Genomic DNA, 25,840 nt, shown 5'->3' on the forward strand with positions numbered 1-25,840 from the left:
TAACTGTTATGCTGTTATCTATATTATGTGATCTAAATCACTTTTAAGCCAGAGTGAACAATGGAACGATTAAAACGAATGTCGGTGTTCGCCAAAGTTGTCGAACTGGGCTCTTTCACCGCCGCCGCAAGACAGTTGCAAATGAGCGTTTCATCGATAAGCCAGACGGTATCCAAACTGGAAGATGAGTTGCAGGTTAAGCTGCTAAACCGCAGCACACGCAGCATTGGGCTTACCGAGGCGGGTAAAATTTATTATCAGGGTTGCCGCCGAATGCTGCACGAAGCGCAAGATGTTCACGAGCAACTGTATGCTTTTAACAACACGCCCATCGGCACGCTGCGCATTGGTTGTTCTTCAACCATGGCACAAAATGTCCTCGCCGGACTGACCGCAAAAATGCTCAAAGAGTATCCTGGGCTGACGGTAAATCTGGTGACAGGAATACCGGCACCCGACCTGATTGCCGACGGTCTGGACGTGGTTATCCGCGTGGGCGCCCTGCAGGACTCCAGCCTTTTTTCGCGTCGTCTGGGAGCTATGCCGATGGTGGTCTGCGCGGCAAAAAGTTATCTCGCCCAGTTTGGTGTCCCTGAGAAACCCGCCGATCTCAGCAATCATTCGTGGTTGGAATACAGCGTTCGTCCGGATAATGAGTTCGAATTAATTGCCCCTGAGGGGATTTCTACCCGTCTGATCCCAGAGGGACGTTTTGTGACCAACGATCCGATGACACTGGTGCGCTGGCTGGCGGCAGGCGCGGGCATAGCTTATGTACCGCTGATGTGGGTGATCAACGAGATCAACCGCGGCGAAGTGGAGATCCTGCTCCCCCGCTACCAGTCAGATCCACGTCCGGTGTATGCGTTATATACCGAAAAGGATAAGCTGCCGCTCAAAGTGCAGGTGGTGATTAACTATCTGACCGATTATTTTGTCGATGTGGCGCAACTGTTTCAGGGAATGTACGGCCGGGGAAAAGAGAAGTAAAAAAGTCCTGGCCGGATAAGGCGTTGACGCCGCATCCGGCAAGATGCCCGATAGCACGGGTGCTTATCGGGCTTACATCATGATGTTACGCGGTGCCACCTACGGTCAGGTTATCCACCTTCAGCGTCGGCTGGCCCACGCCAACCGGCAGACTCTGTCCTTCTTTACCGCAAACACCCACTCCGTTATCCAGTTTCAGGTCGTTGCCCACCATCGAAATCTGCTGCATCGCTTCAATACCGGAGCCAATCAGCGTCGCGCCTTTCACCGGTTTGGTCACTTTACCGTTTTCAATCAGATACGCTTCGGAGGTAGAGAACACGAATTTCCCGGAAGTGATATCCACCTGGCCGCCGCCAAAGTTAGGCGCATAAATACCGTATTCGACAGACTCGATGATCTCCTGCGGCGTGGATTTCCCCGGCAGCATATAGGTGTTGGTCATACGCGGCATCGGCAGGTGCGCATAAGATTCACGGCGACCGTTACCCGTTGGCGCCACGCCCATCAGGCGCGCATTCAGTTTGTCCTGCATATAGCCTTTCAGAATACCGTTTTCAATCAGCACGTTGTACTGACCCGGCGTTCCTTCGTCATCAATGGCTACTGAACCACGACGATCTGCCATCGTGCCATCATCAACGACGGTGCACAATTCTGACGCCACCAGCTCACCCATATGACCGCTGAATACCGAAGTGCCACGGCGATTAAAGTCACCTTCCAGACCATGACCGACCGCTTCATGCAGCAGAACGCCAGGCCAGCCAGCGCCGAGTACCACCGGCAACGTGCCCGCTGGCGCGGCTACCGCAGAGAGATTGACCAGCGCCATACGTACGGCTTCTTTCGCCCATGCGTCAGCACGAACTTCGCCATCAAGGGAGGCGAGGAAGTAGTCATAACCGAAGCGACCGCCGCCACCGCTGGCACCACGCTCGCGTTTGCCGTCTTCTTCTACCTGCACGCTGACGGACAGTCGTACCAGAGGACGAACATCTGCCGCCAGTGTTCCATCCGTCGCTGCAACCAGAATCAGCTCATACACACCGGTCAGGCTCGCCGTCACTTCCTGCACACGCTTGTCGGCGGCACGCGCAACGCTGTCCACACGACGCAGAATATCCAGTTTCTCTTCCCGGCTCATGCTCTGTAATGGATCAACCGAGGTGTAGAGTGCCTGATGCTCTACCGCACCCAGCGTTTTTACTTTGCCATCACCGCTGTCACGCACGATAGTACGCGCGGCATGAGCACTTTGCTCCAGCGCCAGCAGGCTTATTTGGTCCGCGTAGGCAAACCCTGTTTTTTCGCCGCTGATGGCACGCACGCCAACGCCCTGATCAATATTGTAAGAACCATCTTTAATGATGCGGTCTTCTAAAACCCAGGATTCGTGGTAGCTCGACTGAAAATACAGATCGCCGTAATCAAGACGGCGTTCGGCCAGTTGGCCCAGGATGGCGAACAGATCCTGATGTTTCAGGCCATTCGCCGCTAGCAATTGTTCACTTACCAGGTTCAGACTCATCGTTTTGCTACTCATTAGTTACTGTTGTAGGCCTGATAAGACGCGCCAGCGTCGCCATCAGGCGCTTCAATGCCCGGATGGCGGCGTAAACGCCTTATCCGGCCTACGGACTGCGGTAGAAGTTCTCTGTTGAGATTGGGGCAATTACTCGTCCCCGTCAAATCATTGCTGGCTTTCTTTGCGCGGCTGGCGCAGAACTTCGTTAATCTGTGGCTTATCGACCGGACCGGTAATGCGATAGCGCAGAATTGAAACTTTGCTCCACAGCGGCCCCAGAACTTTACTGGCGGCAAATACCGCCGCGCCGACAATCGGGTTGACGGCAAACGCCGCGGCCACCCCGACGGTGGCAGAAATTTCTGGTGCCACAACGGCTTCCATATCCAGTTCGCGACGCACCAGATTCACCGAACCTTTCATGGCGATATCAGCTTCCAGACCATCCACCAGCGTATCATCAGTGTGCATCACACCATCTTTGATCCACGCCGTACTGCGGATAGAGTCAAAATAAAAACCTTCACTGAACGTATCGCTAAAATCAAAACGCAGTTTACGCAAGAGCGCATCAAAGCTCAGCAGACGTAACAGTTGTCCCGCATGTCCGGTGCTAAGTTCAGTCAATTCACCTTTGCCTAAACGGGTGCGCAAAATGCCATTCAGTGAAGCTTCATCCGGGTCCCAGGGCGGATTACGCCAGTGCAGATCGTACTCGACGTTAAAGGAAGAGTTACGAATCGGGGTAGATACGCCAAAGAAACCCGCGGCTGCATCAATCTTGTTGCCATTCAGCTTTCCTTTCAGCGACGTACGCTCCTTGCCCGGCACATTGACCCATTCGCCATCGGCGGTCAGTCGGGCAAACCCGGTATCCAGTAGACCGTTGCTCAGCGTTAATGTGTCACCTTTTATCGCGACATCGGCATCAATGCGCCCATATTTTTGCCCCCACATCCAGCACTCTTCGCAGCGTATCTGCGCATCCGGCCAGCCACGGAAACTGACGTTACTGATAGCAGAGAACGGCGAGGCTGGCGTTGTATTTGGCGATGACGTTGCAGCGCTCGGGTTGTAATACAGGTACTTGATATTGGCAAGCCACGGAGCATTATTGCGCATAGCCAATGTGGCGTTAATTTCACGCCCCTGCGCCCGTACGCTGGTACCATTAAGCCCAGGTTCAGACACTATGCTCAGGTTATTCCACTGCTGGCCGCCCAATGATAAAGAAGGCGTGCGCACCGCAATACGCTGCGGGAAGTTCGCATTACTTCCGACGTTATCCGCCGCGCCTTTCTGGAACAATGCCAGCCATTGCGCACCGTCCATGGGCGGAAGATTAAGTTCGATGCCCTGCTGGTCAGGAAGCGCTGGCACGGTACGGCTTTCCGAAGTCCAGATAGCGCGATCAAGCGTCAGTTTCTGATTCAGCAACCAGCGGCTGTTAAAGTGGTTCTTGCTTCCGGCGTTACCGGTCAGATCGAAGCTGCGCAGGTTGCCCTCAGCCTTAACATTAACCGGCAGCGACTCACCGGCTACCTTGTTTAACGGAGCAGGTAAGTGACTACTTACATTTTTCAGGTCACCTTTCAGCTCAATGTTGTAGGTCGCTCCGGCATGATATGGCAGGTCAATGCCAACCTTACCTTTCCACGCCATACTGCCGCTTAAGGCATCATTCACCTGTGCGGGGAGTATCCCCATACGAGTTGGCTGCCAGTCGCCATTCAGATTCACAGCAACCTGGTAAGCTTTTGCACCCTCGGTAGTGGAAAAGTCGACATTCAGAGGCTGATTAAACCAGTTCGCCGTCATCGGCTCACTCTTGAGATCGCCGTTGATAAAGCTGAATTTACCGTTCAAATTCTTCAGCGTGCTGTCTAGCGGCTTGATAAACAGACTGTTATTTCGCAGATTCACATCGCCTTTGGCCGTAACCAGAGAACCATCTAACGGGATATCAAGATGTAAGCGAGCACTCACATCGCCGTCAATTTGCAGCTGTTCCAGTGTGGCACCAAGCGACTCTTTCAGCGGTGTTTCGTCGAAATAAGGCCCAACCGCTTTGCCCGGCCCGTTGATGTCGGCATCAATCAGCAGTTTTTCTTTTGCGTAGTCAGGGATATTTGCCGTCAGATTTGTGGCTTTTACCCCCCCCAGATTGACGCTATCCGTCTTCATCCACAGGCCATCGTTAATGAAGTTCAGTTCAATATTGAGGTCAGTCAGTGCGGGCCAGTCCGGCTGGAAGGCAAATTTTGCATGACGCAGCGGCACCAGCACCTGGAACTGACCTTCGTTATGCAGATACGGGAACAGATGTGGGTTACCACCATAAACCAGCGTGGCGTTATCCGCCTCACCGCCCTGAATTGCCCCACTGAGGTAATCAACCAGCTCTTTCCCCATCAGGTTTTCCGGGAAATAGCGCCAGGCCTGGGAGCCATCGTGAGTGCTAATCCCCGCCAGAATCCCCAGCCACGGCTCATCACCTGTTGGTTGCAGATAACGAAAACCGCCACGCGCATGTACCGCTTTCGCTTTAACGTCAATATTGCGCCCGTCTAGCTGAAAGCCATTTTCATTCTTCAGCCAACTGAGCGTTGCCACACCATCTTCTATCTCCAGCGGGGCACGAAAGACGGTTTCATACGGCATTTTTGCCTGCTTCATGGAGGCCGTTAATGCGCCATTTTCCACGCTGCCAGACAACGTACCGGAGAAATGTTCTGCCCCCGGCAGCAGCTTCCACTGTTTCCAGGCCAGATCGGTCCACGAGGACTGGAAACGGGTTTTTTCGGTCGCCTGTAACGGGATATCCAACGCCAGCACATTGATCTTGCCGCTCGGTTGCGTGGCCCGCCAGATATCTCCCAATGCCGGAGATAACTTAGCGGCCATCGGGCGTAGCCCCTCTAACCCGGCTAACTCCAGGTTGCTGGCGCGAATACGTAATTCGTCGCTGCGCTTATTATTGGCGCCCCCCACTTCCTGCTCGGGGAACCAGGCCAGCGTTAATGCCCCGCTCGGCCAGGGTTTGTCATCCATCGTGATGCGCGTATCCGGGATAGCGAACAACCAACCGGAGTGCTCACGGCTGACATGCGCAGTCAGGTTATCGACGGACAACGTGTGGATGTTGTTCTCCCCCTTCCAGCTTGCGCCGCCCTTTTTCAACCAGACATCGCCACCAGAGATTTCGCCTTTGCTGAGCGTCATCCAGCCTTCCAGGCTAAAGCGCGCGGTTTGCAGCGCAACATTGTCCTGCATCCATTTTCCCAACCACGGCTTAACGTCGATGTCGTCAGCCTGCAACCAGACTCGACCATTATTCAGCAGGCCGTCATCATCACGCAGATCCATACGCACCTGCATAACACCGTGCTGGCCGGTCAGGCTGGAGAGGCTGACCTGGCCTTCAGCACGATGCCGGTTTTTACCGTTCAACCAGGTTAACTGAGGGATCGCCAGTTCTGCTCGCTGGCCTGACAGGGTCAAAAAACTGACCTGGCTGTCGCGAAGATCAAAATGATCAAACTGGCGCAGGAACAGATCGCTGATATGGCTGGTTTCAATTCCATCGCCGCTATCGCCACGTTGGATCGGTGTATTGGTGCGCAACTGCAGTTGCCAGAAGGTGAGATCGCGAAACTGCCAGCGCATGTGCAGCAAACTTTGCCAGACATCCAGCGCCAGCGTGACACGCTTTACCGAGAATTCGCCACCGTCTTTCAGTTGGGCATGAATATCGCGCGCTTCGAGCGTAGGGCCAAAATTTTGCCAGTTAGCAGAAAGCTGGCTGGCGGAAACGGGCATACCGGTGGCAGATTCGATCTTATCCAGAATGGTCGGACGCCAGCTATCGAGATGCGGTAGAGCAAGGCGCAGCCCGCTGACCAGCAGCGCTGCGATGACAACGAATGCGGCTCCAGTGAGCAGTAGAATCCCCGGCAATCGCCTCACGCGCCTCTCCTTGTCTGCCAAAAAATGTGACTCACACCCCTTGAGTGAATATTGCCGGATGGCGGCGCTTGTGCCTTATCCGGCCTACATGCGCGGGTGCCACTACACGATTTACATCATTACCACGTCAAACTGCTCCTGGTTATAGAGCGGTTCGACTTGTACTTTGACCTGTTTGCCGACAAAGATTTCCACTTCCGCCAGCGCATGCGACTCTTCCCCTTTCAGGGTTTCAGCCACTGCCGGAGATGCGTACACCAGGAAACGATCGGAGTCGTAAGCATGGTGCACGCGGACGATTTCACGCATGATTTCATAGCAGACGGTTTCGACCGTTTTCACCGTGCCACGTCCGTGGCAGGTTGGGCACTCGTTACACAGCACATGCTCCACGCTCTCACGCGTGCGCTTACGTGTCATCTCTACCAGGCCCAACTGTGAAAAACCGTTAATGCTGGTTTTTACGCGATCCTTGCTCAGCGCCTGTTCCAGAGAATGCAGCACCCGGCGACGGTGATCTTCATTATTCATGTCGATAAAATCGATAATGATTATGCCGCCCAGATTACGCAGACGCAGCTGACGTGCGATGGCCTGCGTTGCTTCAATATTAGTATTAAAGATAGTGTCATCGAGATTACGATGCCCAACAAATGCACCCGTGTTGATATCTACGGTGGTCATGGCTTCAGTTTGATCGATAATCAAATAACCACCGGATTTCAGCTCAACCTTGCGCTCCAGCGCACGTTGGATTTCATTCTCAACGTCGAAGAGATCGAAAATCGGTTGGCGTCCACTATAGTGTTCCAGCTTGCTGGTCATCTCCGGGATATATTCCGCAGTAAATTCCAACAATGCTTCATAAGTCAGACGGGAATCGACGCGAATTCGGTCTAACTGAGCATCGGCAAAATCACGCAGAACGCGCTGTGCCAGCGCCAATTCACCATACATCTGGTAGCGCGTTTGAGGGCGCTTCTTACGCTCCATGACCTTCGTCCAGACGCGCTTAAGGTAAGCGGCATCAGAGGCCAGATCTTCTTCACATACGCCTTCAGCCGCCGTGCGAATGATGAATCCGCCCTGCTCATCGCAGTAATCCGCCACCACCTTTTTCAGGCGTTCGCGTTCGGTTTCGCTCTCGATTCGCTGAGAAACCCCCACGTGCGAGGCGCCAGGCATAAAGACAAGATAACGGGAAGGAAGCGTGATATCTGTCGTCAGACGTGCGCCCTTCGTGCCCAGAGGATCTTTCACCACCTGTACCATCAGGTCTTGCCCCTGACGCACCAGTTCGGAGATATCGCGCACAGTGAACTGTTTTTGTTCTTCACCCGCTACGCATTCGGTATGCGGCATGATGTCTGATGCGTGGAGAAATGCGGCTTTATCCAGCCCAATATCTACAAAAGCCGCCTGCATACCCGGAAGTACACGACTTACACGACCTTTGTAGATATTGCCTACGATTCCGCGTCGCGCCTCACGTTCAATATGAATTTCCTGCAGAATACCGCCATCAATGTACGCCACCCGCGTTTCCGATGGCGTTACGTTTACCAACAATTCAGCCGTCATGTTTATCCCTTTTCTCACGCAGTGCGTTAAAATTGCTCAGCAACTCATACGTTTCTACCAGCGGTAAGCCGACTACGGCGTGATAGCTGCCATTTATCTTCCTGACAAAACAGCCACCCAACCCTTGAATACCGTATGCACCTGCTTTATCCATAGGCTCACCGCTGGCAACATAACCGGCGATGTCCTCATCTGTTAGTGCTCTGAATGTCACTTCCGTCACCACCAGACAGTCCAGGCTGTGCTGGCGATCGGCTAATGCGACAGCCGTCATGACCTGATGCGTTTTGCCTGACAGTTTGTGCAGCATCGCGGCTGCATGGTCGGCATCATGTGGTTTTTCCAGCACTTCGCCATTAAGGATAACAATGGTATCCGCCCCCAGCACAGGTAAATCGCGCTCAGCCAGTGCTACGCCCGCTTGCGCTTTTTCACGCGCCAGGCGAACAACATACTGCTGGGCGCTTTCCTGCGGGTGCCGCTGCTCCTCAATTCCAGGAACCAATCGTTCGAATGTTACGCCAAGCTGAGCCAACAGTTCCTGACGACGTGGGGAACCTGAAGCAAGATACAGAGTATTCATATCAACCTTATTGCACCGCAAACTGCTGGCGAACTTTACGCATTAGTAAGAATAGCCATGGCCAAAGCACACCATTTACTACACTACTCCAGAACACTTCAGGTCTGAAAGAGACGTTGATCACTAAAAACTCGGCCCAGAAAACAATAATATCCACGACCAGTGATAACAACATGACCACCAGCGCCTGCTGCCAGAGCGCGAGGTTACGGAAGAGCTGAAATTTCAGGGCGACCAGATAAGCAATGATACTCATCGACAATGCCCGTACACCAAGCGTAGAGCCGCTAATGAGATCCAGTATGGCACCCACGACAAATCCTGTACCCACATTTACGCGATGCGGCAGCGCCAGGATCCAGTACAGCAGAATGAGCAACACCCAGTTTGGCCGGAAAACGAGGATCTCGTCCGGCCAGGGCATGACTTGCAGCAGAAATGCAATTAGGAACGAGAGCCAAATGACCCAACGCCCCTGGTGACGGATACTTGCCACTTACTGCCCTCCCGGCTTACGCGGAGCAGGTTGTGACGGCATGGTTGTTGCAGGAACCGGCGTTACGCCTGTCGCCGGAGCAGGAACTGGCGCAGGAGGCCCCATGGCATCCGGTGCTGGCAGGACTTGCGGCATCATTTGCATCAGACGTTCATTAGCAACACGATGCACTTCTTCTGGCGTCATCGGGTTAGCGCCATTGCGATCGGCTCCCCATAGCAGCAGAAGATAACGCAAACGCTGTAAACCCGCCGTCGGACGCGCCTGAATCACGGTGTATGCGCGCTGGGTATCCAACTTCACAGAGGAAACGACACCGACTGGATAGCCTTCAGGGAAACGCCCACCCAGACCGGAGGTAACCAGCACATCGCCAACGCGAATGTCAGTATTAGCCGGCAGGTGTTCGAGCTGAAGATCGTCCGTGCAGCCGTTACCGGCAGCAATCACACGGATATCGTTACGCAATACCTGGATTGGCAGTGCATGCGTCGCGTCACAAATCAGCAGTACGCGGCTGGTCAGTTTTGCCACCGCAACGACCTGGCCCACGACACCTTTATCGCTGATGACCGGCTGACCTTCATAAACGCCGTTAACACTCCCTTTGTCGATCACAACCTGATCGCTGTAAGGATCGTTAACCGTTGAGATGACCTGCGTCACCATTTTTTGTTCGTCCTGGCGCAGCGGCGATCCCAGCAGCTCACGCAAACGCGCGTTCTCCTGTTTATATTGCCCCAGCATCAGCAGTTCACTGTTTTTCAGCAGCAGTTCCTGACGCAACGCCCGGTTTTCAAGTTCGAGTTGGTCACGAGAAGCCAGCGTTTGCGACACGCCGTCGAGTAATTCACGGGGACCATTAGAGATAAAGTAGAAAGGACTGACGGCGGTATCCATGTACGTTCGGATTTGGCTAAACGTACCCAGGCGGCTGTCGGCAATAATAACGCCGAGCGCCACCAGCACCGCCAGAATAAGGCGAATCTGTAGCGACGGGCCACGGCTAAAAATTGGCTTCATAGTCTATGCGTATTCTCGCATCAGAGCGGAAGAGCAACCCATGGCTACCCTTCCTGCATCCGATTACTCTTCGCTGAACAAGTCGCCGCCGTGCATATCGATCATTTCCAGTGCTTTACCGCCACCGCGAGCCACACAGGTCAGCGGATCTTCGGCAACAACAACTGGAATACCGGTCTCTTCCATTAACAGACGGTCAAGGTTACGCAGCAGCGCACCGCCGCCGGTCAGGACCATACCGCGTTCTGAGATGTCAGACGCCAGTTCTGGCGGACACTGTTCCAGTGCAACCATCACCGCGCTTACGATACCGGTCAGGGGTTCCTGCAGCGCTTCCAGGATCTCGTTAGAGTTCAGGGTAAAGCCACGTGGAACACCTTCTGCCAGGTTACGACCGCGAACTTCGATCTCGCGTACTTCGTCGCCAGGATAAGCAGAACCGATTTCGTGCTTAATACGTTCCGCGGTAGCTTCACCGATCAGAGAGCCGTAGTTACGGCGAACATAATTAATGATGGCTTCGTCGAAGCGGTCACCACCAATACGCACAGAGGAGGAGTAAACTACGCCGTTCAGAGAGATAACGGCGACTTCAGTGGTACCACCACCGATATCGACAACCATTGAGCCGGTTGCTTCAGAAACTGGCAGGCCCGCACCGATCGCTGCCGCCATCGGCTCTTCGATCAGGAACACTTCGCGTGCACCTGCACCCTGAGCGGATTCACGGATGGCACGGCGTTCAACCTGAGTTGCTCCAACCGGTACACACACCAGTACGCGCGGGCTTGGGCGCATGAAGCTGTTGCTGTGCACTTGTTTGATAAAGTGCTGGAGCATTTTTTCAGTCACGAAGAAGTCAGCGATAACGCCGTCTTTCATTGGGCGAATTGCAGCGATATTGCCCGGCGTACGACCCAGCATCTGCTTCGCATCATGACCTACTGCAGCCACGCTTTTCGGCGAACCGGCACGATCCTGACGAATGGCCACAACGGAAGGCTCATTCAATACGATGCCTTGTCCTTTTACATAAATAAGGGTATTCGCGGTACCCAGGTCAATGGACAGGTCATTGGAAAACATGCCACGAAATTTTTTCAACATACTAAGGGATAATCCTGAAAGCTGGGGCGGAAAACAAAATCCGCTTACTTTACCAACCACACGCAGCAGCGACAAGGCGCAAAAATCATCTGCTACGGTGAAAATTAGTGCAGTTCGTTTCCTTTGTTACAAAACCGGCCTGAGTCCATCAGGGCTGAAAAACTCAGCAGCAGTCCTCGCTTTTGTTTGCAACCTGTCAAAGGTCATTCACCTGCATGTTTGCTGTTACAACCTGGCGAGCAGACAAGCACACCCCCAGAAGGCACAGCGCGCGTTATTCTACGTGAAAACAAATTAAACGGCAGGTTAAACCGAGTATCTTTGCGAATATTTTTTCACGTTTGTGTCAAGTGGCTGTGATGCGGCAAAAAAATCACCCTGCCCACCCGCGACTCCACGTTCTGTCAGGGTATGCCACTCGCTGCGCGAACGAACTCCTGTGGCATAAACCTGTGTTGGCGTTCCGGTACACGTCTCTACCAGGCTCTGAACCAGCAACTGATTTTCCGTTCGCTTATCGATGTTTCTCACCAGACTGGGATGAAGCTTCAACAATTCGACATTTAGCTCTTTGATCCAGCTGGTACTCACCAACGTTAAACCGGCCTGCGTAACGGCGATACGTACGCCAAGCGCATCCATTAATCGGATAACCGGTTGTAACCGGCTGATGTGTTGACAAACATCCGCCTCAGCAAGTTCAATAATTATGCGTTTACGTAGCGATTTTTCGCACTGCATCAGCGTATCTCGCAGCCAACGCTGAAAACGTGGACGAATAAGCGATTCAACCGTCGTCTGCATCGCCAGATTTTCCTGCGGCCAGTAACCCAAAAGCAGGATGAGACGGCTTAACTGCAGACGGTCATACTCTTCCGCCAGACCAAATTGCAGCACCATCGGCATATATTCCGCCGAGATGACTTCTTCGCTGCCATCGAAAATACGGCACATAAGTTCGCGATGGTGCACCCGCCCTTCACGCGTTACGGCAGGTTTTTGATAAATTCGCGGCCCGCCCCGACTGAGCATCTGCTCAATCAGCGTTCGCCAGCGCACATTGCCCCGGCCTTTTTCCGGCAGAGAGTCGTCATACACCGACCAACTGTTCCCGCCTTGTAATACTGAATTCCGGGTGGCTGCTTCGGCATGATCCATAACTTGTTCAGTCGATTGACCGCTGCGACAGACACAAATGCCAATATGAACCATATCGGCACGATCGATCATTTTGTTAGCCGGAAGTGCATCCACCGCTTTCAAGAGTTGCCCGGCAATGCTTTCCGCTTCTTTTAACGTGCGGTGTGGCAGCAGGATGGCAAAATCGCTTCGGTGGTAACGCGCTAACAGTGCGCCCGGGTAGCGCATCATAAAGGTAGACAACAAATTGATAAGCGTTGAAATTTGTTCTTCCGCCTGGGTAATACCCCAGCTCTCGCGTAGCAGCGTAAAGTCCGGCAGACGAACCATCATCACCACACCATGCGAGCCGACTTTTTCCTGATCTTCCAGCAGCGTCGCCAGTTGGTTATCAAAGAACAAGCGGTTGCTCAGCCCCGTTTTTGTATCCTGGGCAACATAGGAGCGAATTAACGTATCCAGCCTGCTGCGTTGCTCACGAGCATTTTGAATTTCGGTCAGTAGCATGTCGAGCGCACTACTGGTACGCGCTGGCCACTCATAGACCGTTCCCCGAACGTTTGGCCCGCGTTCACCGTTGAGGATCCGCGTTGAACGAATCTCCAGTAGTTCTTGCCCGGAAAGCTGACGTTGAAGCCAACGCACCGACAAAAACAGCATCAGGATAATAAAGCCTATCGATAGCGTGAGTGGCGCCGTGGTCATCAACGAATGGAAATAGTTGCCCATCGGATCCTGGTAAACCATACGCAGCGACATCCCCGGATGCTTGACCAATGGCACGGTGAGATCGCGATAAAGGTTATTCGTCCCCGCAGGGCGGTAGCTACTGGTTCGGGAATGGCTATAAACAACGCTGTCACCCTGAAGCAATTCAATACGGACGATATCAACCGAAATCATCAATTCATCAATTTGCGGCGTTAAGGACACGACATCCCGGGTGACCAGATGGGTATCGATCGCCGTCGCGACGGCATGGACGCGGGTGGTGAACTTATATTGAATAGCGTTATAGAAACTCAGCGAGCAACCTATCAGCGTCACGAAAATCGTTAACCCGGTAAGCAGCGTGACAAAGGCTGAAAATTTCGTCGTTAATCGCATCCTTGTGTTAACTCCGACAGTGATGAATCAGGTGTGAAAGTGAAAAAGCGACACGAAAATGCAAAACTGAACGCGAAATCCGTCAATTTACACAAACAATGTGGGCATACTACCAAATCAGGTATATCTGGCAATTTATTGCGCAGAATCGGCATCATGTTTTAATTAGCGAGTATAGTCTTCACAGATAATTTTCCAATCCACTATATGAATTGAGGACAGGTTATGCAGGCTTTGATCTTAGAACAGCAGGACGGAAAAACCCTCGCATCCGTTCAACCCCTCGACGAAAATCAGCTACCTGAAGGCGATGTGACGGTGGATGTTCACTGGTCGAGCCTGAACTATAAAGATGCCCTCGCCATCACCGGCAAGGGTAAAATTATCCGCAATTTTCCGATGATTCCTGGTATCGATTTCGCCGGTACCGTACGCGCAAGTGAAGATCCTCGTTTTCATGCAGGCCAGGAAGTCTTACTGACCGGATGGGGCGTGGGTGAGAATCATTGGGGTGGGCTGGCCGAACGCGCGCGTGTTAAAGGCGATTGGCTGGTTGCGCTGCCAAAAGGACTGGACGGTCGCAAAGCCATGGTCATTGGCACCGCCGGTTTTACCGCGATGCTGTGCGTCATGGCGCTTGAAGATGCCGGTATCCGCCCGGAAGACGGCGAAATCGTCGTCACCGGTGCCAGCGGTGGTGTAGGCAGTACTGCCGTTGCGCTGCTGCACAAACTGGGTTACCAGGTTGCGGCAGTATCAGGCCGCGAAAGCACTCACGACTACCTGAAAAGCCTGGGAGCCAACCGCATTCTGGGCCGTGATGAGTTTGCTGAATCTCGTCCGCTGGAAAAGCAACTGTGGGCGGGTGCCATTGATACCGTTGGCGACAAAGTGCTGGCAAAAGTACTGGCGCAGATGAACTATGGTGGTTGTGTTGCCGCCTGTGGTCTGGCTGGCGGTTTTGCGCTGCCCACCACGGTGATGCCGTTTATTCTGCGCAACGTGCGCTTACAGGGCGTCGACTCCGTGATGACGCCTCCGGCTCGTCGTGCACAGGCCTGGCAACGTCTGGTTAACGACCTGCCAGAGTCGTTCTATACCCAGGCAGCGACAGAAATCACGCTTGCCGATGCACCGAAGTTCGCCGATGCCATCATCAATAACCAGGTGCAAGGCCGTACGCTGGTGAAGGTGAAATAAAACAATTCGCAGATACAAATTTACATTTAATTAACTAAATTTCTCTGCACATTGACGGACTCCCTGCCATAGTAACTACGCGCCAGTATGAGCCTTTGCGCGTATGTCGGGAGTCCGTTATGAAGAAAATACGTCCATTCACTGAAGCCGATGTAACAGCCGAGTCGGCTTTTTTTATGCAGCGCCGCCAGGTGTTGAAAGCGCTGGGTATCAGCGCCGCCGCATTGTCTTTGCCCTTTTCTGCCGAGGCCGATCTTCTGAGCTGGTTTAAAGGCAATGACCGTCCGCCCGCGCCTGCCGGTAAACCCCTTGAATTCAGCAAGCCGGCAGTCTGGCAAAATACGCTTCCTTTAACACCAGAAGATAAGGTTTCTGGCTATAACAACTTCTACGAGTTCGGCCTCGACAAAGCCGATCCTGCAGCCAATGCCGGCAGTCTGAAAACCGATCCCTGGACGCTGAAAATCAGCGGTGAAGTCGCTAAACCGTTGACGCTCGATCATGATGACTTAACCACCCGCTTCCCACTGGAAGAACGTATATATCGAATGCGCTGCGTGGAAGCCTGGTCAATGGTGGTGCCGTGGATTGGTTTTCCTTTACATAAACTGCTAGCGCTGGTTGAACCCACCAGCAATGCAAAATATGTCGCGTTCGAAACACGCTACGCCCCTGAAGAGATGCCGGGGCAGAAAGATCGCTTTATTGGCGGTGGGTTAAAATATCCTTATGTTGAAGGGCTACGTCTGGATGAGGCCATGCATCCGCTCACGCTGCTTACCGTGGGCGTGTATGGCAAGGCACTTCCGCCACAAAATGGTGCCCCTATTCGCTTAACGGTGCCATGGAAATACGGGTTTAAAGGCATTAAGTCGATCGTCAGTATTAAACTGACGCGTGAACGCCCGCCAACCACCTGGAATATGGCTGCGTCCGATGAATACGGTTTTTATGCCAATGTGAATCCTCATGTCGATCATCCCCGCTGGTCACAAGCGACTGAACGCTTCATCGGCGCGGGCGGCATACTGGATGTACAGCGCCAGCCCACACTGCTGTTTAATGGCTATGCAAAGGACGTTGCTGCTCTGTACCGAGGTCTCGATCTGCGGGAGAATTTTTAAGTGCGCCTGACTGCAAAACAGATTACCTGGCTGAAAGTTTGCCTGCATCTTGCCGGACTTTTACCGTTTCTCTGGCTATTTTGGGCGGTAAATCATGGGGGACTGAGCGCCGATCCGGTCAAAGACATTCAGCACTTTACCGGTCGGACAGCTCTGAAATTCTTACTGGCTACCTTGCTGGTCGCGCCGTTGGCGCGCTACGCTAAACAGCCATTATTGATACGCACTCGCCGCCTGTTAGGGCTATGGTGTTTCGCCTGGGCAACGTTACATTTAACCAGCTATGCGCTACTGGAATTAGGCATTAATAACCTGGCATTGCTGGGGCGAGAACTGACGACTCGACCTTATTTGATGCTGGGCATTGTCAGCTGGGTCATATTATTCTCCCTCGCCTTAACCTCTACACAGGCAGCCCAGCGAAAACTGGGTAAATATTGGCAGTATCTGCACAACTTCGTCTATCTTGTGGCGATCCTGGTACCCATACATTATTTGTGGTCGGTAAAAATTATCTCCCCGCAACCGATTATTTATGCTGCACTTGCAGCGGCGCTGTTAGCCAGCCGCTACAAGAAGTTTCGCCAGTGGTGGCGGTAGTTTCACGTTATGTGCAGTACGTTGCAAAACACGGACGAACCCATGTTCTTTACATGCCAGCGGTTGATTATCTTCCCTGATAAGACCAGTATTTAGCTGCCAATTGCTACGAAATAGTTATAATGTGCGCCTTTGCTCTCCCCGGTAGCGTTTTTACAGCGCAGAAAGGGTGACAATCGCATATTGAAGGTATATTTTGTCTTTTACCCGAAAATGGCAGAAGATAGCCGCACAATGACTAACAAGTCTGGCAATCTCATATAATGGCCGCAGCACGCAGTGCAACGCCTGAGATGCGTGGCATCTTGTCACTCACTGTTATAAAAATGCTATACAGACGGCGGTAAAACGCCTGTCACAATCTCACTAAACAAAGAGTACGGAACCCACTCATGGATATTCGTAAGATTAAAAAACTGATCGAGCTGGTTGAAGAATCAGGCATCTCCGAACTGGAAATTTCTGAAGGCGAAGAGTCTGTACGCATCAGCCGTGCAGCGCCAGCTGCAAGTTTTCCAATGATGCAACAGGCTTATGCTGCACCAGTGATGCAGCAGCCAGCTCTGTCTAACGCTGTTGCACAGACTGCCACTCCAAGTATGGAAGCGCCGGCAGCAGCGGAAATCAGTGGTCACATCGTACGCTCCCCAATGGTTGGTACGTTCTACCGCACCCCGAGCCCAGACGCGAAAGCGTTCATCGAAATCGGCCAGAAAGTCAATGCGGGCGATACCCTGTGCATCGTTGAAGCCATGAAAATGATGAACCAGATCGAAGCCGACAAATCCGGCGTAGTGAAAGCGATTCTGGTAGAAAGTGGTCAACCGGTAGAATTTGACGAGCCGCTGGTCGTCATCGAATAACGAGGCGAACATGTTGGATAAAATTGTCATCGCTAACCGCGGCGAGATTGCCTTGCGTATTCTTCGTGCCTGTAAAGAACTGGGCATCAAGACTGTCGCTGTGCACTCAAGCGCGGATCGCGATTTAAAACACGTATTGCTGGCGGATGAGACGGTCTGTATTGGCCCAGCTCCGTCCGTTAAAAGCTATCTGAACATCCCGGCAATCATTAGTGCTGCTGAAATCACCGGCGCAGTGGCAATCCACCCGGGCTATGGCTTCCTCTCTGAGAACGCCAACTTCGCTGAACAGGTCGAACGTTCTGGTTTTATCTTCATCGGCCCGAAAGCTGACACCATCCGTCTGATGGGTGACAAAGTGTCCGCGATTACTGCGATGAAGAAAGCTGGCGTACCGACCGTTCCAGGTTCTGACGGCCCGCTGGGCGACGACATGGACGCTAACCGCGCTCATGCCAAACGCATCGGCTATCCGGTAATCATCAAAGCCTCCGGCGGCGGCGGCGGACGCGGTATGCGCGTCGTGCGCAGTGATGCCGAATTGGCGCAATCCATCTCCATGACCAAAGCGGAAGCGAAAGCAGCTTTCAACAACGACATGGTCTACATGGAGAAATACCTGGAAAACCCACGCCACATCGAAATTCAGGTGCTGGCTGACGGTCAGGGTAACGCGATTTATCTGGCTGAACGTGACTGCTCCATGCAGCGCCGTCACCAGAAAGTCGTCGAAGAAGCACCTGCGCCGGGTATCACCCCGGAACTGCGTCGCTACATCGGCGAGCGTTGTGCCAAAGCGTGTGTTGATATCGGCTATCGCGGGGCAGGTACTTTCGAGTTCCTGTTCGAAAACGGTGAGTTCTACTTCATTGAAATGAACACCCGTATTCAGGTTGAACACCCGGTCACTGAGATGATCACTGGCGTTGACCTGATCAAAGAACAGTTGCGTATTGCTGCTGGCCAACCGCTATCCATCAAGCAGGACGAGGTTGTGGTTAAAGGCCATGCGGTAGAATGCCGTATCAACGCCGAAGACCCGAACACCTTCCTGCCAAGCCCGGGCAAAATCACGCGTTTCCACGCGCCGGGTGGCTTTGGTGTACGCTGGGAATCTCATATTTACGCAGGCTACACTGTACCTCCGTACTATGACTCAATGATCGGTAAGCTGATTTGCTACGGTGAAAACCGCGACGTGGCAATTGCCCGTATGAAAAACGCATTGCAGGAACTGATCATCGACGGTATCAAAACCAACGTTGATCTGCAGATCCGCATCATGAATGACGAGCACTTCCAGCACGGTGGAACCAACATCCACTACCTGGAGAAAAAACTCGGACTTCAGGAAAAGTAAGCACGCGTTAACCGAAAAGGCCGGAAATTCCGGCCTTTTGTTTTTCTCCCCTCCCGTACGTGCCATAAGGTACAATCCTCGCTTTCTTTATCCACAAGGGACAAAAAATGGACGCTCGTTTTGTTCAGGCCCATAAAGAGGCGCGCTGGGCGCTGTGGCTGACCCTTTTATATCTTGCCACATGGTTAGTGGCCGCTTACTTACCAGATTCAACGCTGGGTTTTACCGGCTTACCGCACTGGTTCGAAATGGCCTGCCTGCTTACGCCGCTGGTTTTCATAGTACTGTGCTGGGCGATGGTGAAGTTTATCTATCGCGACATTCCGCTGGAGGATGACGATGCAGCTTGAAGTGATTTTGCCGCTGGTTGCCTATCTTCTGGTGGTGTTCGGTCTCTCAGTTTACGCCATGAGAAAACGTACGACCGGCACTTTCCTGAATGAATATTTCCTCGGCAGCCGCTCGATGGGCGGGGTCGTATTGGCCATGACGCTAACCGCAACCTACATTAGCGCAAGCTCCTTTATTGGTGGTCCCGGTGCGGCATATAAATACGGGCTGGGCTGGGTGTTGCTGGCGATGATCCAGCTACCTGCCGTTTGGCTTTCGCTGGGTATTCTCGGTAAGAAATTCGCTATTCTGGCGCGACGCTATAATGCCGTAACCCTCAACGATATGCTGTTTGCCCGCTATCAAAGCCGGTTACTGGTCTGGCTGGCGAGCCTTAGCCTGCTGGTCGCCTTCGTTGGCGCGATGACGGTACAGTTCATCGGCGGCGCACGTTTGCTGGAAACTGCCGCGGGCATTCCGTACGAAACTGGCCTGCTGATCTTTGGCGTCAGTATTGCCCTCTACACGGCGTTTGGCGGATTCCGCGCCAGCGTACTAAATGACACGATGCAGGGCATGGTGATGCTGATTGGCACGATAGTCCTGCTGGTAGGCGTCGTCCATGCTGCCGGTGGCCTTAGCCATGCGGTTGAAACCCTGCAAACCATCGATCCTAAACTGGTATCACCACAAGGCGCAGATGACATTTTGTCACCCACATTTATGACATCGTTCTGGGTACTGGTGTGCTTTGGCGTGATTGGACTGCCGCATACGGCGGTACGCTGCATCTCCTATAAAGACAGTAAAGCGGTACACCGTGGGATTATTATCGGCACTATCGTGGTGGCAATCCTGATGTTTGGCATGCATCTGGCGGGTGCGTTGGGACGTGCGGTGATCCCTGACCTGACGGTACCCGATCTGGTGATCCCGACACTGATGGTAAAAGTGTTACCACCGTTTGCCGCCGGGATCTTCCTGGCCGCGCCGATGGCTGCGATCATGTCAACGATCAATGCCCAATTGCTGCAAAGTTCCGCTACGATCATTAAAGATCTTTATCTGAACATTCGCCCGGAACAGCTGAAAAATGAAACGCGTCTGAAGCGCATGTCCGCTGTGATTACCTTGCTGCTGGGTGCATTACTGCTGCTGGCCGCCTGGAAACCACCAGAGATGATTATCTGGCTCAACCTGCTGGCGTTTGGCGGGTTAGAAGCGGTCTTCCTGTGGCCACTGGTGCTGGGCCTGTACTGGGAGCGGGCGAACGCCGCAGGCGCATTGAGCGCCATGATTGTCGGCGGCGTGTTGTATGCCGTACTCGCTACTTTTAACGTTCAGTACCTGGGCTTCCATCCGATTGTGCCCTCGTTGCTGATAAGTTTGCTGGCTTTCCTGGTCGGAAACCGTTTCGGTTCTACCGCCCCGCAAGCCGCCATATTGACTACTGATAAATAAAGAGTTTTGCCATGCCATGGATCCAACTGAAACTGAACACAACGGGTGCTAACGCAGAAGAGTTAAGCGATGCACTGATGGAAGCAGGCGCTGTTTCCATCACTTTCCAGGATACGCATGATACACCTGTGTTCGAGCCCCTGCCGGGCGAAACTCGCCTGTGGGGCGATACCGATGTAATTGGTCTGTTCGATGCCGAAACCGACATGAAAGAAGTGGTTGCTATTCTGGAACAGCACCCGCTGCTGGGCGAAGGCTTCGTGCATAAAATCGAACAGCTTGAAGATAAAGACTGGGAACGCGAATGGATGGACAATTTCCACCCTATGCGCTTTGGTGAACGTCTGTGGATTTGCCCGAGCTGGCGCGATGTTCCGGATGAGAACGCCGTCAATGTGATGCTGGACCCTGGTCTGGCGTTTGGCACAGGCACTCATCCAACGACCTCTTTGTGCCTGCAGTGGCTCGATGGTCTCGACCTCAACGGTAAAACAGTGATCGACTTTGGCTGCGGCTCCGGCATCCTGGCAATTGCAGCACTGAAACTCGGAGCAGCAAAAGCGATTGGCGTCGATATCGATCCGCAGGCCATTCAGGCAAGCCGCGATAACGCCCAGCGTAATGGCGTATCTGACCGCCTGGAGTTATACCTGCCGAAAGACCAGCCAGAAGCGATGAAGGCCGACGTCGTGGTCGCCAACATCCTGGCAGGCCCATTGCGTGAACTGGCGCCGTTAATCAGCGTCCTGCCCGTTGAAGGCGGTTTGCTGGGGCTTTCCGGGATACTGGCCAGCCAGGCTGACAGTGTCTGCGAAGCCTATGCCGATCTCTTTACGCTCGATCCCGTCATCGAAAAAGAAGAGTGGTGTCGTATTACCGGCAAGAAAAAATAGTCCTTTCCCGTGGCCTCTCTGTAGGCCACGTTTTCCCTTTTTTTGTACCTCCCCCGCCATCGTCGCAATGCTAAAATACCCCACTTAACTCATTGAAGTTAAAGTATTAAATAACATTGATTATTCATTGGACGAATTGTATGAAAGCAATATTTGGTAAGGCGGTGCTGCTGGCGCTAAGCATCATACCCGTAACGGTTTTTGCATCTCACTGGGGTTACGAGGGAGAAGGTTCTCCAGAACACTGGGGCGCGCTCAGTGAAGAGTACAAAACTTGCCAGACCGGGAGGAACCAATCCCCGATCAACATCGACACAGCGCTTACAGCGCACCTCTCACCGCTTAGCGTTCACTATACCGATGGGCCGGTCACGCTCATCAACAATGGTCATACCATCCAGGCGGGTCTAAAGGTCTCGACCGATGATACTGTGGCCATTGATGGCACGCCATTTACTCTCCAGCAGATCCATTTTCACGCGCCGAGTGAAAACACCATTCATGGCAAACATTACGCTATGGAGGCACACCTGGTGCACAAAGATGCAAAAGGCGATGTTGCTGTCGTCGCGGTAATGTTTGATGTCGGCACTGAAAACGCAGAATTAAATAAGCTGTGGACCGTGATGCCCGAAAAAGCTGAGCAGAATATCAACGTCACCACGCAGATGGATCTCAACGCGCTTCTGCCCGTCGATAAGACTTACTGGCGCTTCAGCGGTTCTCTGACGACACCGCCCTGCACCGAAGGTGTAACCTGGATTATCCTGAAGCACCCGATGACGCTTTCCGAAACACAGCTAAAAAAATTCACTCGGGCCATGCATCACGACAACAACCGCCCCGCACAACCGCTCAATGGCCGCGTGATTGTCGAGTAATCCGCAAAAAACCCTACGATCATGTTCTGAAATGAGAGCATAGTCACACTATGTCACAATAATCTGCTGATTAATTCAGCAGATTATCTTGCCAGACCGCCTGACCTCGAAGAAAAAATGAGAAGTTACGCAAAATTATATGCGTATATAAAATCGACACATTTTTATAATGCAATGATTTATATGATTAATTATTTTCACCCGCTCAGATTTACGGCAATTCATTGATCCACCTCAGTGGATTGGTCAAAGTTTGGCCTTTCATCTCATGCAAAAAATGCGTAATATACGCCGCCTTGCAGTCACAGTATGGTCATTTCTTAACTCATGCGCATCGGACAATACCAGCTCAGAAATCGCCTGATCGCAGCACCTATGGCTGGCATCACTGACAGACCATTCAGGACGCTGTGCTATGAGATGGGAGCAGGATTGACGGTATCCGAGATGATGTCTTCTAACCCGCAGGTTTGGGAAAGCGACAAATCTCGTTTACGTATGGTGCACGTTGATGAGCCAGGAATTCGCACGGTGCAAATTGCCGGTAGCGACCCTGTTGAGATGGCTGATGCCGCACGTATTAACGTGGAAAGCGGCGCCCAGATTATTGATATCAATATGGGGTGTCCGGCTAAAAAAGTGAATCGCAAGCTCGCAGGTTCAGCCCTCTTGCAGTACCCGGATTTAGTGAAATCGATACTAACCGAGGTCGTCAATGCAGTGGACGTTCCTGTCACACTCAAGATTCGCACCGGCTGGGCTCCGGAACACCGTAACTGCGTAGAGATTGCCCAACTGGCTGAAGACTGTGGCATTCAGGCTCTGACCATTCATGGACGCACCCGCGCCTGTTTGTTCAATGGAGATGCTGAGTACGACAGTATTCGGGCAGTTAAGCAGAAAGTTTCCATTCCGATTATCGCGAATGGCGACATTACTGACCCGCATAAAGCCAGAGCTGTACTCGACTATACGGGGGCGGATGCCCTGATGATAGGACGTGCAGCTCAGGGAAGACCCTGGATCTTTCGGGAAATCCAGCATTATCTGGACACTGGGGAGCTGCTGCCCCCGCTGCCTCTGGCAGAGGTGAAGCGCTTGCTTTGTGCGCATGTTCGGGAATTGCACGACTTTTATGGTCAGGCAAAAGGGTACCGAATTGCGCGTAAACACGTATCCTGGTATCTCCAGGAACACGCTCCAGATGACCAGTTTCGGCGCACATTCAACGCCATTGAAGATTCCAGCGAACAGCTGGCGGCGTTGGAGGCATACTTCGAAAATTTTGCGTAAACAGAAATAAAGAGCTGACAGAACTATGTTCGAACAACGCGTAAATTCTGACGTACTGACCGTTTCTACCGTTAACTCTCAGGATCAGGTAACTCAAAAACCCCTGCGTGACTCGGTTAAACAGGCACTGAAGAACTATTTTGCTCAATTGAATGGTCAGGATGTTAACGATCTCTATGAGCTGGTACTGGCTGAAGTAGAACAGCCCCTGTTGGACATGGTGATGCAATACACCCGCGGTAACCAGACCCGTGCTGCCCTGATGATGGGCATCAACCGTGGTACGCTGCGTAAAAAACTGAAAAAATACGGCATGAACTGATACTAATCAGCGAAATGTTTGTTTTAAAAGGCGCTACTCGGCATGGGGAAGCGCCTTTTTTATTCGCGTCACACGGAGGCTTTGGTGATGAAAGCAAGATGTGAACCTGTCTACTTTGGTGATGAATCAAAAAAGATAATCCAAGGTGATGCGCTAACTGAACTGAAAAAGCTGCCGTCTGAAAGCATCGATCTGATCTTTGCCGACCCGCCTTATAACATCGGGAAAGATTTTGACGGGTTGATAGAATCCTGGGACGAAGAGAGCTTTCTGGCCTGGCTGTTCGAGTGCATTGATGAATGCCATCGAATATTAAAGCCACAAGGCACCATGTACATCATGAACAGTACGGAGAACATGCCGTACATCGATCTCAAATGCCGACAGCTTTTTACCATCAAAAGCCGTATTGTGTGGGCCTATGATAGCTCGGGAGTACAGGCCAAAAAGTACTTTGGCTCCATGTATGAACCGATCCTGATGATGGTCAAAGACCCAAAAAGTTATACATTTAACCGTGATGATATTTTGGTTGAAGCGAAAACGGGGGCGAAACGCGCGCTGATCGATTACAGAAAGAACCCACCTCAACCCTACAATCATAAAAAAGTACCGGGTAATGTCTGGGAATTTCCACGCGTCCGCTACCTGATGGATGAATACGAAAACCATCCAACCCAAAAGCCTAAAGCTCTGCTGGAACGCATCATTTTGGCCTCCTCGAATCCAAACGACTGGGTGTTAGATCCGTTCGCGGGTAGCTTCACTACCGGGGCAACCGCAGTGGGTTTGGGGCGTCAGTTTGTCGGTATTGAAATCAATGATGAATACGTAAAAATGGGACTGCGGAGACTGCGTATTAGCTCCCATTTTTCAGAGAATGAGCTTGCAAAGGTGAAAAAACGCAAGACGAAAAACCTGTCTAAAAAGAGTCGATTACCGGAAAAGAGCGATGGAATTTCAGCAAAGTAAAAGCATTGTAAGTCTGCTTCTCAGCTTTTAGATTTCGTGTATATTCCCTGCACACTTGGGCATGAATACACAGGATTTGGTAATGATTCGCAAGTATTGGTGGCTGGTTGTTTTTGCTGTCTTTGTTTTTCTTTTTGATGCACTACTCATTCAGTGGATAGAGTTAATGACAACAGAGCACGACAAGTGCCGGAATATGAACTCAGTGAATCCCCTCAAGCTGGTCAATTGCGTCGACCTCGAATAGTGCGCCAGGTGCTTACCGTTCTGTAACTGCCGTCAGTCCATGGCGGCAGAAACTAGCCAGCCTGATCCTCACCCTGAATCAATTGCAGCATGCAACCATCAGGGCTTAACATTTTTAATACATTATCGACTAATACAGGTGCTTGTTGGTAGAGATCATAACTCGCTGGATTCATTAACCAGTTTTTTATTATTCCGCTAAAACTGCCATGCAAAATAATGATGATAACGTCTAGATCAAGGCTGGTAGCGATCAGATTGTTAACCGCACACTGCTGTAAAGACTCACGAATACGTTGATGACTCAGCCCTATTTTATCGCGAATTGTCTGCTCTGATATCATATCGTTATGAAATTCACACTTATGATATAAAATTTGCATTAATGCCTGCTGACGAGGATTCTCAGCAATATATTGCAAACCTACAACTAATTTCTCACGCAACCGCTGCAAAGGATTATCTCCCCAACGACCAATGAGTTTTTCCTGAATAAGGTTGCGGAGAGGAGGTTGTTGTAACCATAGCTCATTAAACAGCTGGGTCTTATTTTCAAAATGCCAGTAAAGCGCCCCCCGCGTCACGTTGGCGGCGTCCGCAATGTCGTTTAGCGTTGTATTGCCTACGCCGCGCACGGCAAACTGCGCTATCGCTGTTTCAATCAGGAGCTGGCGCGTTTTGAGGGCATCAGCTTTTGTTTTTCTGGCCATAATTCCGAATGCCTGAGACAGAGTAGAGAATGATTAACTTTCTTATTTAATATTTACTATACGG

General features: G+C 52.1%; 23 protein-coding genes. 14 read left to right on the plus strand and 9 right to left on the minus strand.

The features are described from left to right. Positions 1-60: 60 nt before the first annotated feature. Positions 61-990 carry an HTH-type transcriptional activator AaeR gene (gene aaeR / locus NNO02_RS16185; RefSeq protein WP_038634351.1) on the plus strand — a complete coding sequence of 310 codons (930 nt, stop codon included), beginning with the start codon at positions 61-63 and terminating at the stop codon, positions 988-990. 85 nt (positions 991-1,075) lie between these two features. Here the strand turns inward: aaeR and tldD are convergent, their stop codons facing one another. The 8 genes from tldD to csrD form a co-directional block, all read right to left on the minus strand. Beyond that, a complete protein-coding gene (gene tldD / locus NNO02_RS16190) occupies positions 1,076-2,521 on the minus strand; it encodes a metalloprotease TldD (protein WP_271441670.1) in 1,446 nt (481 codons plus the stop codon). A 162-nt stretch (positions 2,522-2,683) separates the two neighbouring features. Beyond that, positions 2,684-6,484, minus strand: coding sequence for an AsmA2 domain-containing protein YhdP (yhdP, locus tag NNO02_RS16195; RefSeq protein WP_271455250.1), 3,801 nt, complete (start codon positions 6,482-6,484; stop codon positions 2,684-2,686). 111 nt (positions 6,485-6,595) lie between these two features. Beyond that, positions 6,596-8,065 carry a ribonuclease G gene (gene rng, locus NNO02_RS16200; RefSeq protein WP_003828822.1) on the minus strand — a complete coding sequence of 490 codons (1,470 nt, stop codon included), beginning with the start codon at positions 8,063-8,065 and terminating at the stop codon, positions 6,596-6,598. Beyond that, positions 8,055-8,648 carry a Maf family protein gene (locus tag NNO02_RS16205; protein WP_137382459.1) on the minus strand — a complete coding sequence of 198 codons (594 nt, stop codon included), beginning with the start codon at positions 8,646-8,648 and terminating at the stop codon, positions 8,055-8,057. Before NNO02_RS16205 ends, rng begins: the two co-directional genes overlap by 11 nt. Positions 8,649-8,655: 7 nt before the next feature. Next, positions 8,656-9,144, minus strand: coding sequence for a rod shape-determining protein MreD (gene mreD, locus NNO02_RS16210; RefSeq protein WP_137382460.1), 489 nt, complete (start codon positions 9,142-9,144; stop codon positions 8,656-8,658). Continuing rightward, positions 9,145-10,167 (minus strand): rod shape-determining protein MreC, encoded by a 1,023-nt coding sequence (gene mreC / locus NNO02_RS16215; protein WP_271455251.1) that lies wholly within the window; start codon positions 10,165-10,167, stop codon positions 9,145-9,147. Between the two features lie 63 nt (positions 10,168-10,230). After that, the gene (gene mreB / locus NNO02_RS16220) at positions 10,231-11,274 is read right to left on the minus strand and encodes a rod shape-determining protein MreB (protein WP_000913396.1); all 1,044 of its coding nucleotides are present in this window, start codon (positions 11,272-11,274) and stop codon (positions 10,231-10,233) included. A 306-nt stretch (positions 11,275-11,580) separates the two neighbouring features. Next, positions 11,581-13,521, minus strand: a complete 1,941-nt coding sequence (gene csrD / locus NNO02_RS16225; protein WP_271455252.1) for an RNase E specificity factor CsrD — start codon at positions 13,519-13,521, stop codon at positions 11,581-11,583. A 225-nt stretch (positions 13,522-13,746) separates the two neighbouring features. On the opposite strand from csrD, the gene acuI reads away from it, so the two are divergent. From acuI to NNO02_RS16290, 13 genes are all read left to right on the plus strand, one after another. Beyond that, positions 13,747-14,721 carry an acrylyl-CoA reductase (NADPH) gene (gene acuI, locus NNO02_RS16230; protein WP_271441673.1) on the plus strand — a complete coding sequence of 325 codons (975 nt, stop codon included), beginning with the start codon at positions 13,747-13,749 and terminating at the stop codon, positions 14,719-14,721. Between the two features lie 119 nt (positions 14,722-14,840). Then, entirely contained in the window at positions 14,841-15,845 is a 1,005-nt protein-coding gene (gene msrP / locus NNO02_RS16235; protein ID WP_271441674.1) for a protein-methionine-sulfoxide reductase catalytic subunit MsrP, read from the plus strand. Beyond that, on the plus strand, positions 15,846-16,445 hold the full coding sequence (gene msrQ, locus NNO02_RS16240) for a protein-methionine-sulfoxide reductase heme-binding subunit MsrQ (protein WP_271455253.1): 600 nt from the start codon (positions 15,846-15,848) through the stop codon (positions 16,443-16,445). Positions 16,446-16,837: 392 nt separating this feature from the next. Further along, positions 16,838-17,308: an acetyl-CoA carboxylase biotin carboxyl carrier protein gene (gene accB / locus NNO02_RS16245; protein WP_005121378.1), complete on the plus strand. Its 471-nt coding sequence runs from the start codon at positions 16,838-16,840 to the stop codon at positions 17,306-17,308. A 10-nt stretch (positions 17,309-17,318) separates the two neighbouring features. After that, positions 17,319-18,668, plus strand: coding sequence for an acetyl-CoA carboxylase biotin carboxylase subunit (gene accC / locus NNO02_RS16250; RefSeq protein ID WP_003828838.1), 1,350 nt, complete (start codon positions 17,319-17,321; stop codon positions 18,666-18,668). A gap of 107 nt (positions 18,669-18,775) precedes the next feature. Next, on the plus strand, positions 18,776-19,018 hold the full coding sequence (locus tag NNO02_RS16255; protein WP_016154721.1) for a YhdT family protein: 243 nt from the start codon (positions 18,776-18,778) through the stop codon (positions 19,016-19,018). Continuing rightward, a complete protein-coding gene (panF, locus tag NNO02_RS16260; protein ID WP_271441676.1) occupies positions 19,008-20,459 on the plus strand; it encodes a sodium/pantothenate symporter in 1,452 nt (483 codons plus the stop codon). Before NNO02_RS16255 ends, panF begins: the two co-directional genes overlap by 11 nt. Positions 20,460-20,470: 11 nt before the next feature. Continuing rightward, entirely contained in the window at positions 20,471-21,352 is an 882-nt protein-coding gene (gene prmA / locus NNO02_RS16265) for a 50S ribosomal protein L11 methyltransferase (RefSeq protein WP_271449003.1), read from the plus strand. Positions 21,353-21,492: 140 nt separating this feature from the next. Beyond that, entirely contained in the window at positions 21,493-22,233 is a 741-nt protein-coding gene (locus tag NNO02_RS16270; RefSeq protein WP_271455254.1) for a carbonic anhydrase, read from the plus strand. Between the two features lie 327 nt (positions 22,234-22,560). Next, on the plus strand, positions 22,561-23,526 hold the full coding sequence (gene dusB, locus NNO02_RS16275) for a tRNA dihydrouridine synthase DusB (RefSeq protein WP_003025224.1): 966 nt from the start codon (positions 22,561-22,563) through the stop codon (positions 23,524-23,526). Between the two features lie 25 nt (positions 23,527-23,551). Next, a complete protein-coding gene (gene fis, locus NNO02_RS16280; RefSeq protein WP_000462905.1) occupies positions 23,552-23,848 on the plus strand; it encodes a DNA-binding transcriptional regulator Fis in 297 nt (98 codons plus the stop codon). Between the two features lie 87 nt (positions 23,849-23,935). After that, positions 23,936-24,820 carry an adenine-specific DNA-methyltransferase gene (yhdJ, locus tag NNO02_RS16285; protein ID WP_271455256.1) on the plus strand — a complete coding sequence of 295 codons (885 nt, stop codon included), beginning with the start codon at positions 23,936-23,938 and terminating at the stop codon, positions 24,818-24,820. Positions 24,821-24,902: 82 nt separating this feature from the next. Continuing rightward, the gene (locus NNO02_RS16290) at positions 24,903-25,067 is read left to right on the plus strand and encodes a DUF2556 family protein (protein WP_003025279.1); all 165 of its coding nucleotides are present in this window, start codon (positions 24,903-24,905) and stop codon (positions 25,065-25,067) included. Between the two features lie 52 nt (positions 25,068-25,119). On the opposite strand, the gene envR is transcribed toward NNO02_RS16290, so the two are convergent. Next, positions 25,120-25,776 carry an acrEF/envCD operon transcriptional regulator gene (gene envR, locus NNO02_RS16295; protein WP_271455255.1) on the minus strand — a complete coding sequence of 219 codons (657 nt, stop codon included), beginning with the start codon at positions 25,774-25,776 and terminating at the stop codon, positions 25,120-25,122. Positions 25,777-25,840 lie beyond the last annotated feature (64 nt).

It is taken from the genome of Citrobacter sp. Awk 2 (assembly GCF_028069815.1).
Classification (GTDB): domain Bacteria; phylum Pseudomonadota; class Gammaproteobacteria; order Enterobacterales; family Enterobacteriaceae; genus Citrobacter.

Bases quoted from the DNA above. Each gene is read 5' to 3' on its own strand.
- accB (WP_005121378.1), top strand. From the start codon at position 16,838: ATGGATATTCGTAAGATTAAAAAACTGATCGAGCTGGTTGAAGAATCA.
- NNO02_RS16255 (WP_016154721.1), top strand. From the start codon at position 18,776: ATGGACGCTCGTTTTGTTCAGGCCCATAAAGAGGCGCGCTGGGCGCTG.
- mreC (WP_271455251.1), bottom strand. From the start codon at position 10,167: ATGAAGCCAATTTTTAGCCGTGGCCCGTCGCTACAGATTCGCCTTATT.
- rng (WP_003828822.1), bottom strand. From the start codon at position 8,065: ATGACGGCTGAATTGTTGGTAAACGTAACGCCATCGGAAACGCGGGTG.
- NNO02_RS16270 (WP_271455254.1), top strand. From the start codon at position 21,493: ATGAAAGCAATATTTGGTAAGGCGGTGCTGCTGGCGCTAAGCATCATA.
- mreB (WP_000913396.1), bottom strand. From the start codon at position 11,274: ATGTTGAAAAAATTTCGTGGCATGTTTTCCAATGACCTGTCCATTGAC.
- NNO02_RS16290 (WP_003025279.1), top strand. From the start codon at position 24,903: ATGATTCGCAAGTATTGGTGGCTGGTTGTTTTTGCTGTCTTTGTTTTT.
- aaeR (WP_038634351.1), top strand. From the start codon at position 61: ATGGAACGATTAAAACGAATGTCGGTGTTCGCCAAAGTTGTCGAACTG.
- prmA (WP_271449003.1), top strand. From the start codon at position 20,471: ATGCCATGGATCCAACTGAAACTGAACACAACGGGTGCTAACGCAGAA.
- yhdJ (WP_271455256.1), top strand. From the start codon at position 23,936: ATGAAAGCAAGATGTGAACCTGTCTACTTTGGTGATGAATCAAAAAAG.
- acuI (WP_271441673.1), top strand. From the start codon at position 13,747: ATGCAGGCTTTGATCTTAGAACAGCAGGACGGAAAAACCCTCGCATCC.
- accC (WP_003828838.1), top strand. From the start codon at position 17,319: ATGTTGGATAAAATTGTCATCGCTAACCGCGGCGAGATTGCCTTGCGT.
- envR (WP_271455255.1), bottom strand. From the start codon at position 25,776: ATGGCCAGAAAAACAAAAGCTGATGCCCTCAAAACGCGCCAGCTCCTG.
- fis (WP_000462905.1), top strand. From the start codon at position 23,552: ATGTTCGAACAACGCGTAAATTCTGACGTACTGACCGTTTCTACCGTT.
- csrD (WP_271455252.1), bottom strand. From the start codon at position 13,521: ATGCGATTAACGACGAAATTTTCAGCCTTTGTCACGCTGCTTACCGGG.
- dusB (WP_003025224.1), top strand. From the start codon at position 22,561: ATGCGCATCGGACAATACCAGCTCAGAAATCGCCTGATCGCAGCACCT.
- panF (WP_271441676.1), top strand. From the start codon at position 19,008: ATGCAGCTTGAAGTGATTTTGCCGCTGGTTGCCTATCTTCTGGTGGTG.
- msrP (WP_271441674.1), top strand. From the start codon at position 14,841: ATGAAGAAAATACGTCCATTCACTGAAGCCGATGTAACAGCCGAGTCG.
- tldD (WP_271441670.1), bottom strand. From the start codon at position 2,521: ATGAGTCTGAACCTGGTAAGTGAACAATTGCTAGCGGCGAATGGCCTG.
- NNO02_RS16205 (WP_137382459.1), bottom strand. From the start codon at position 8,648: ATGAATACTCTGTATCTTGCTTCAGGTTCCCCACGTCGTCAGGAACTG.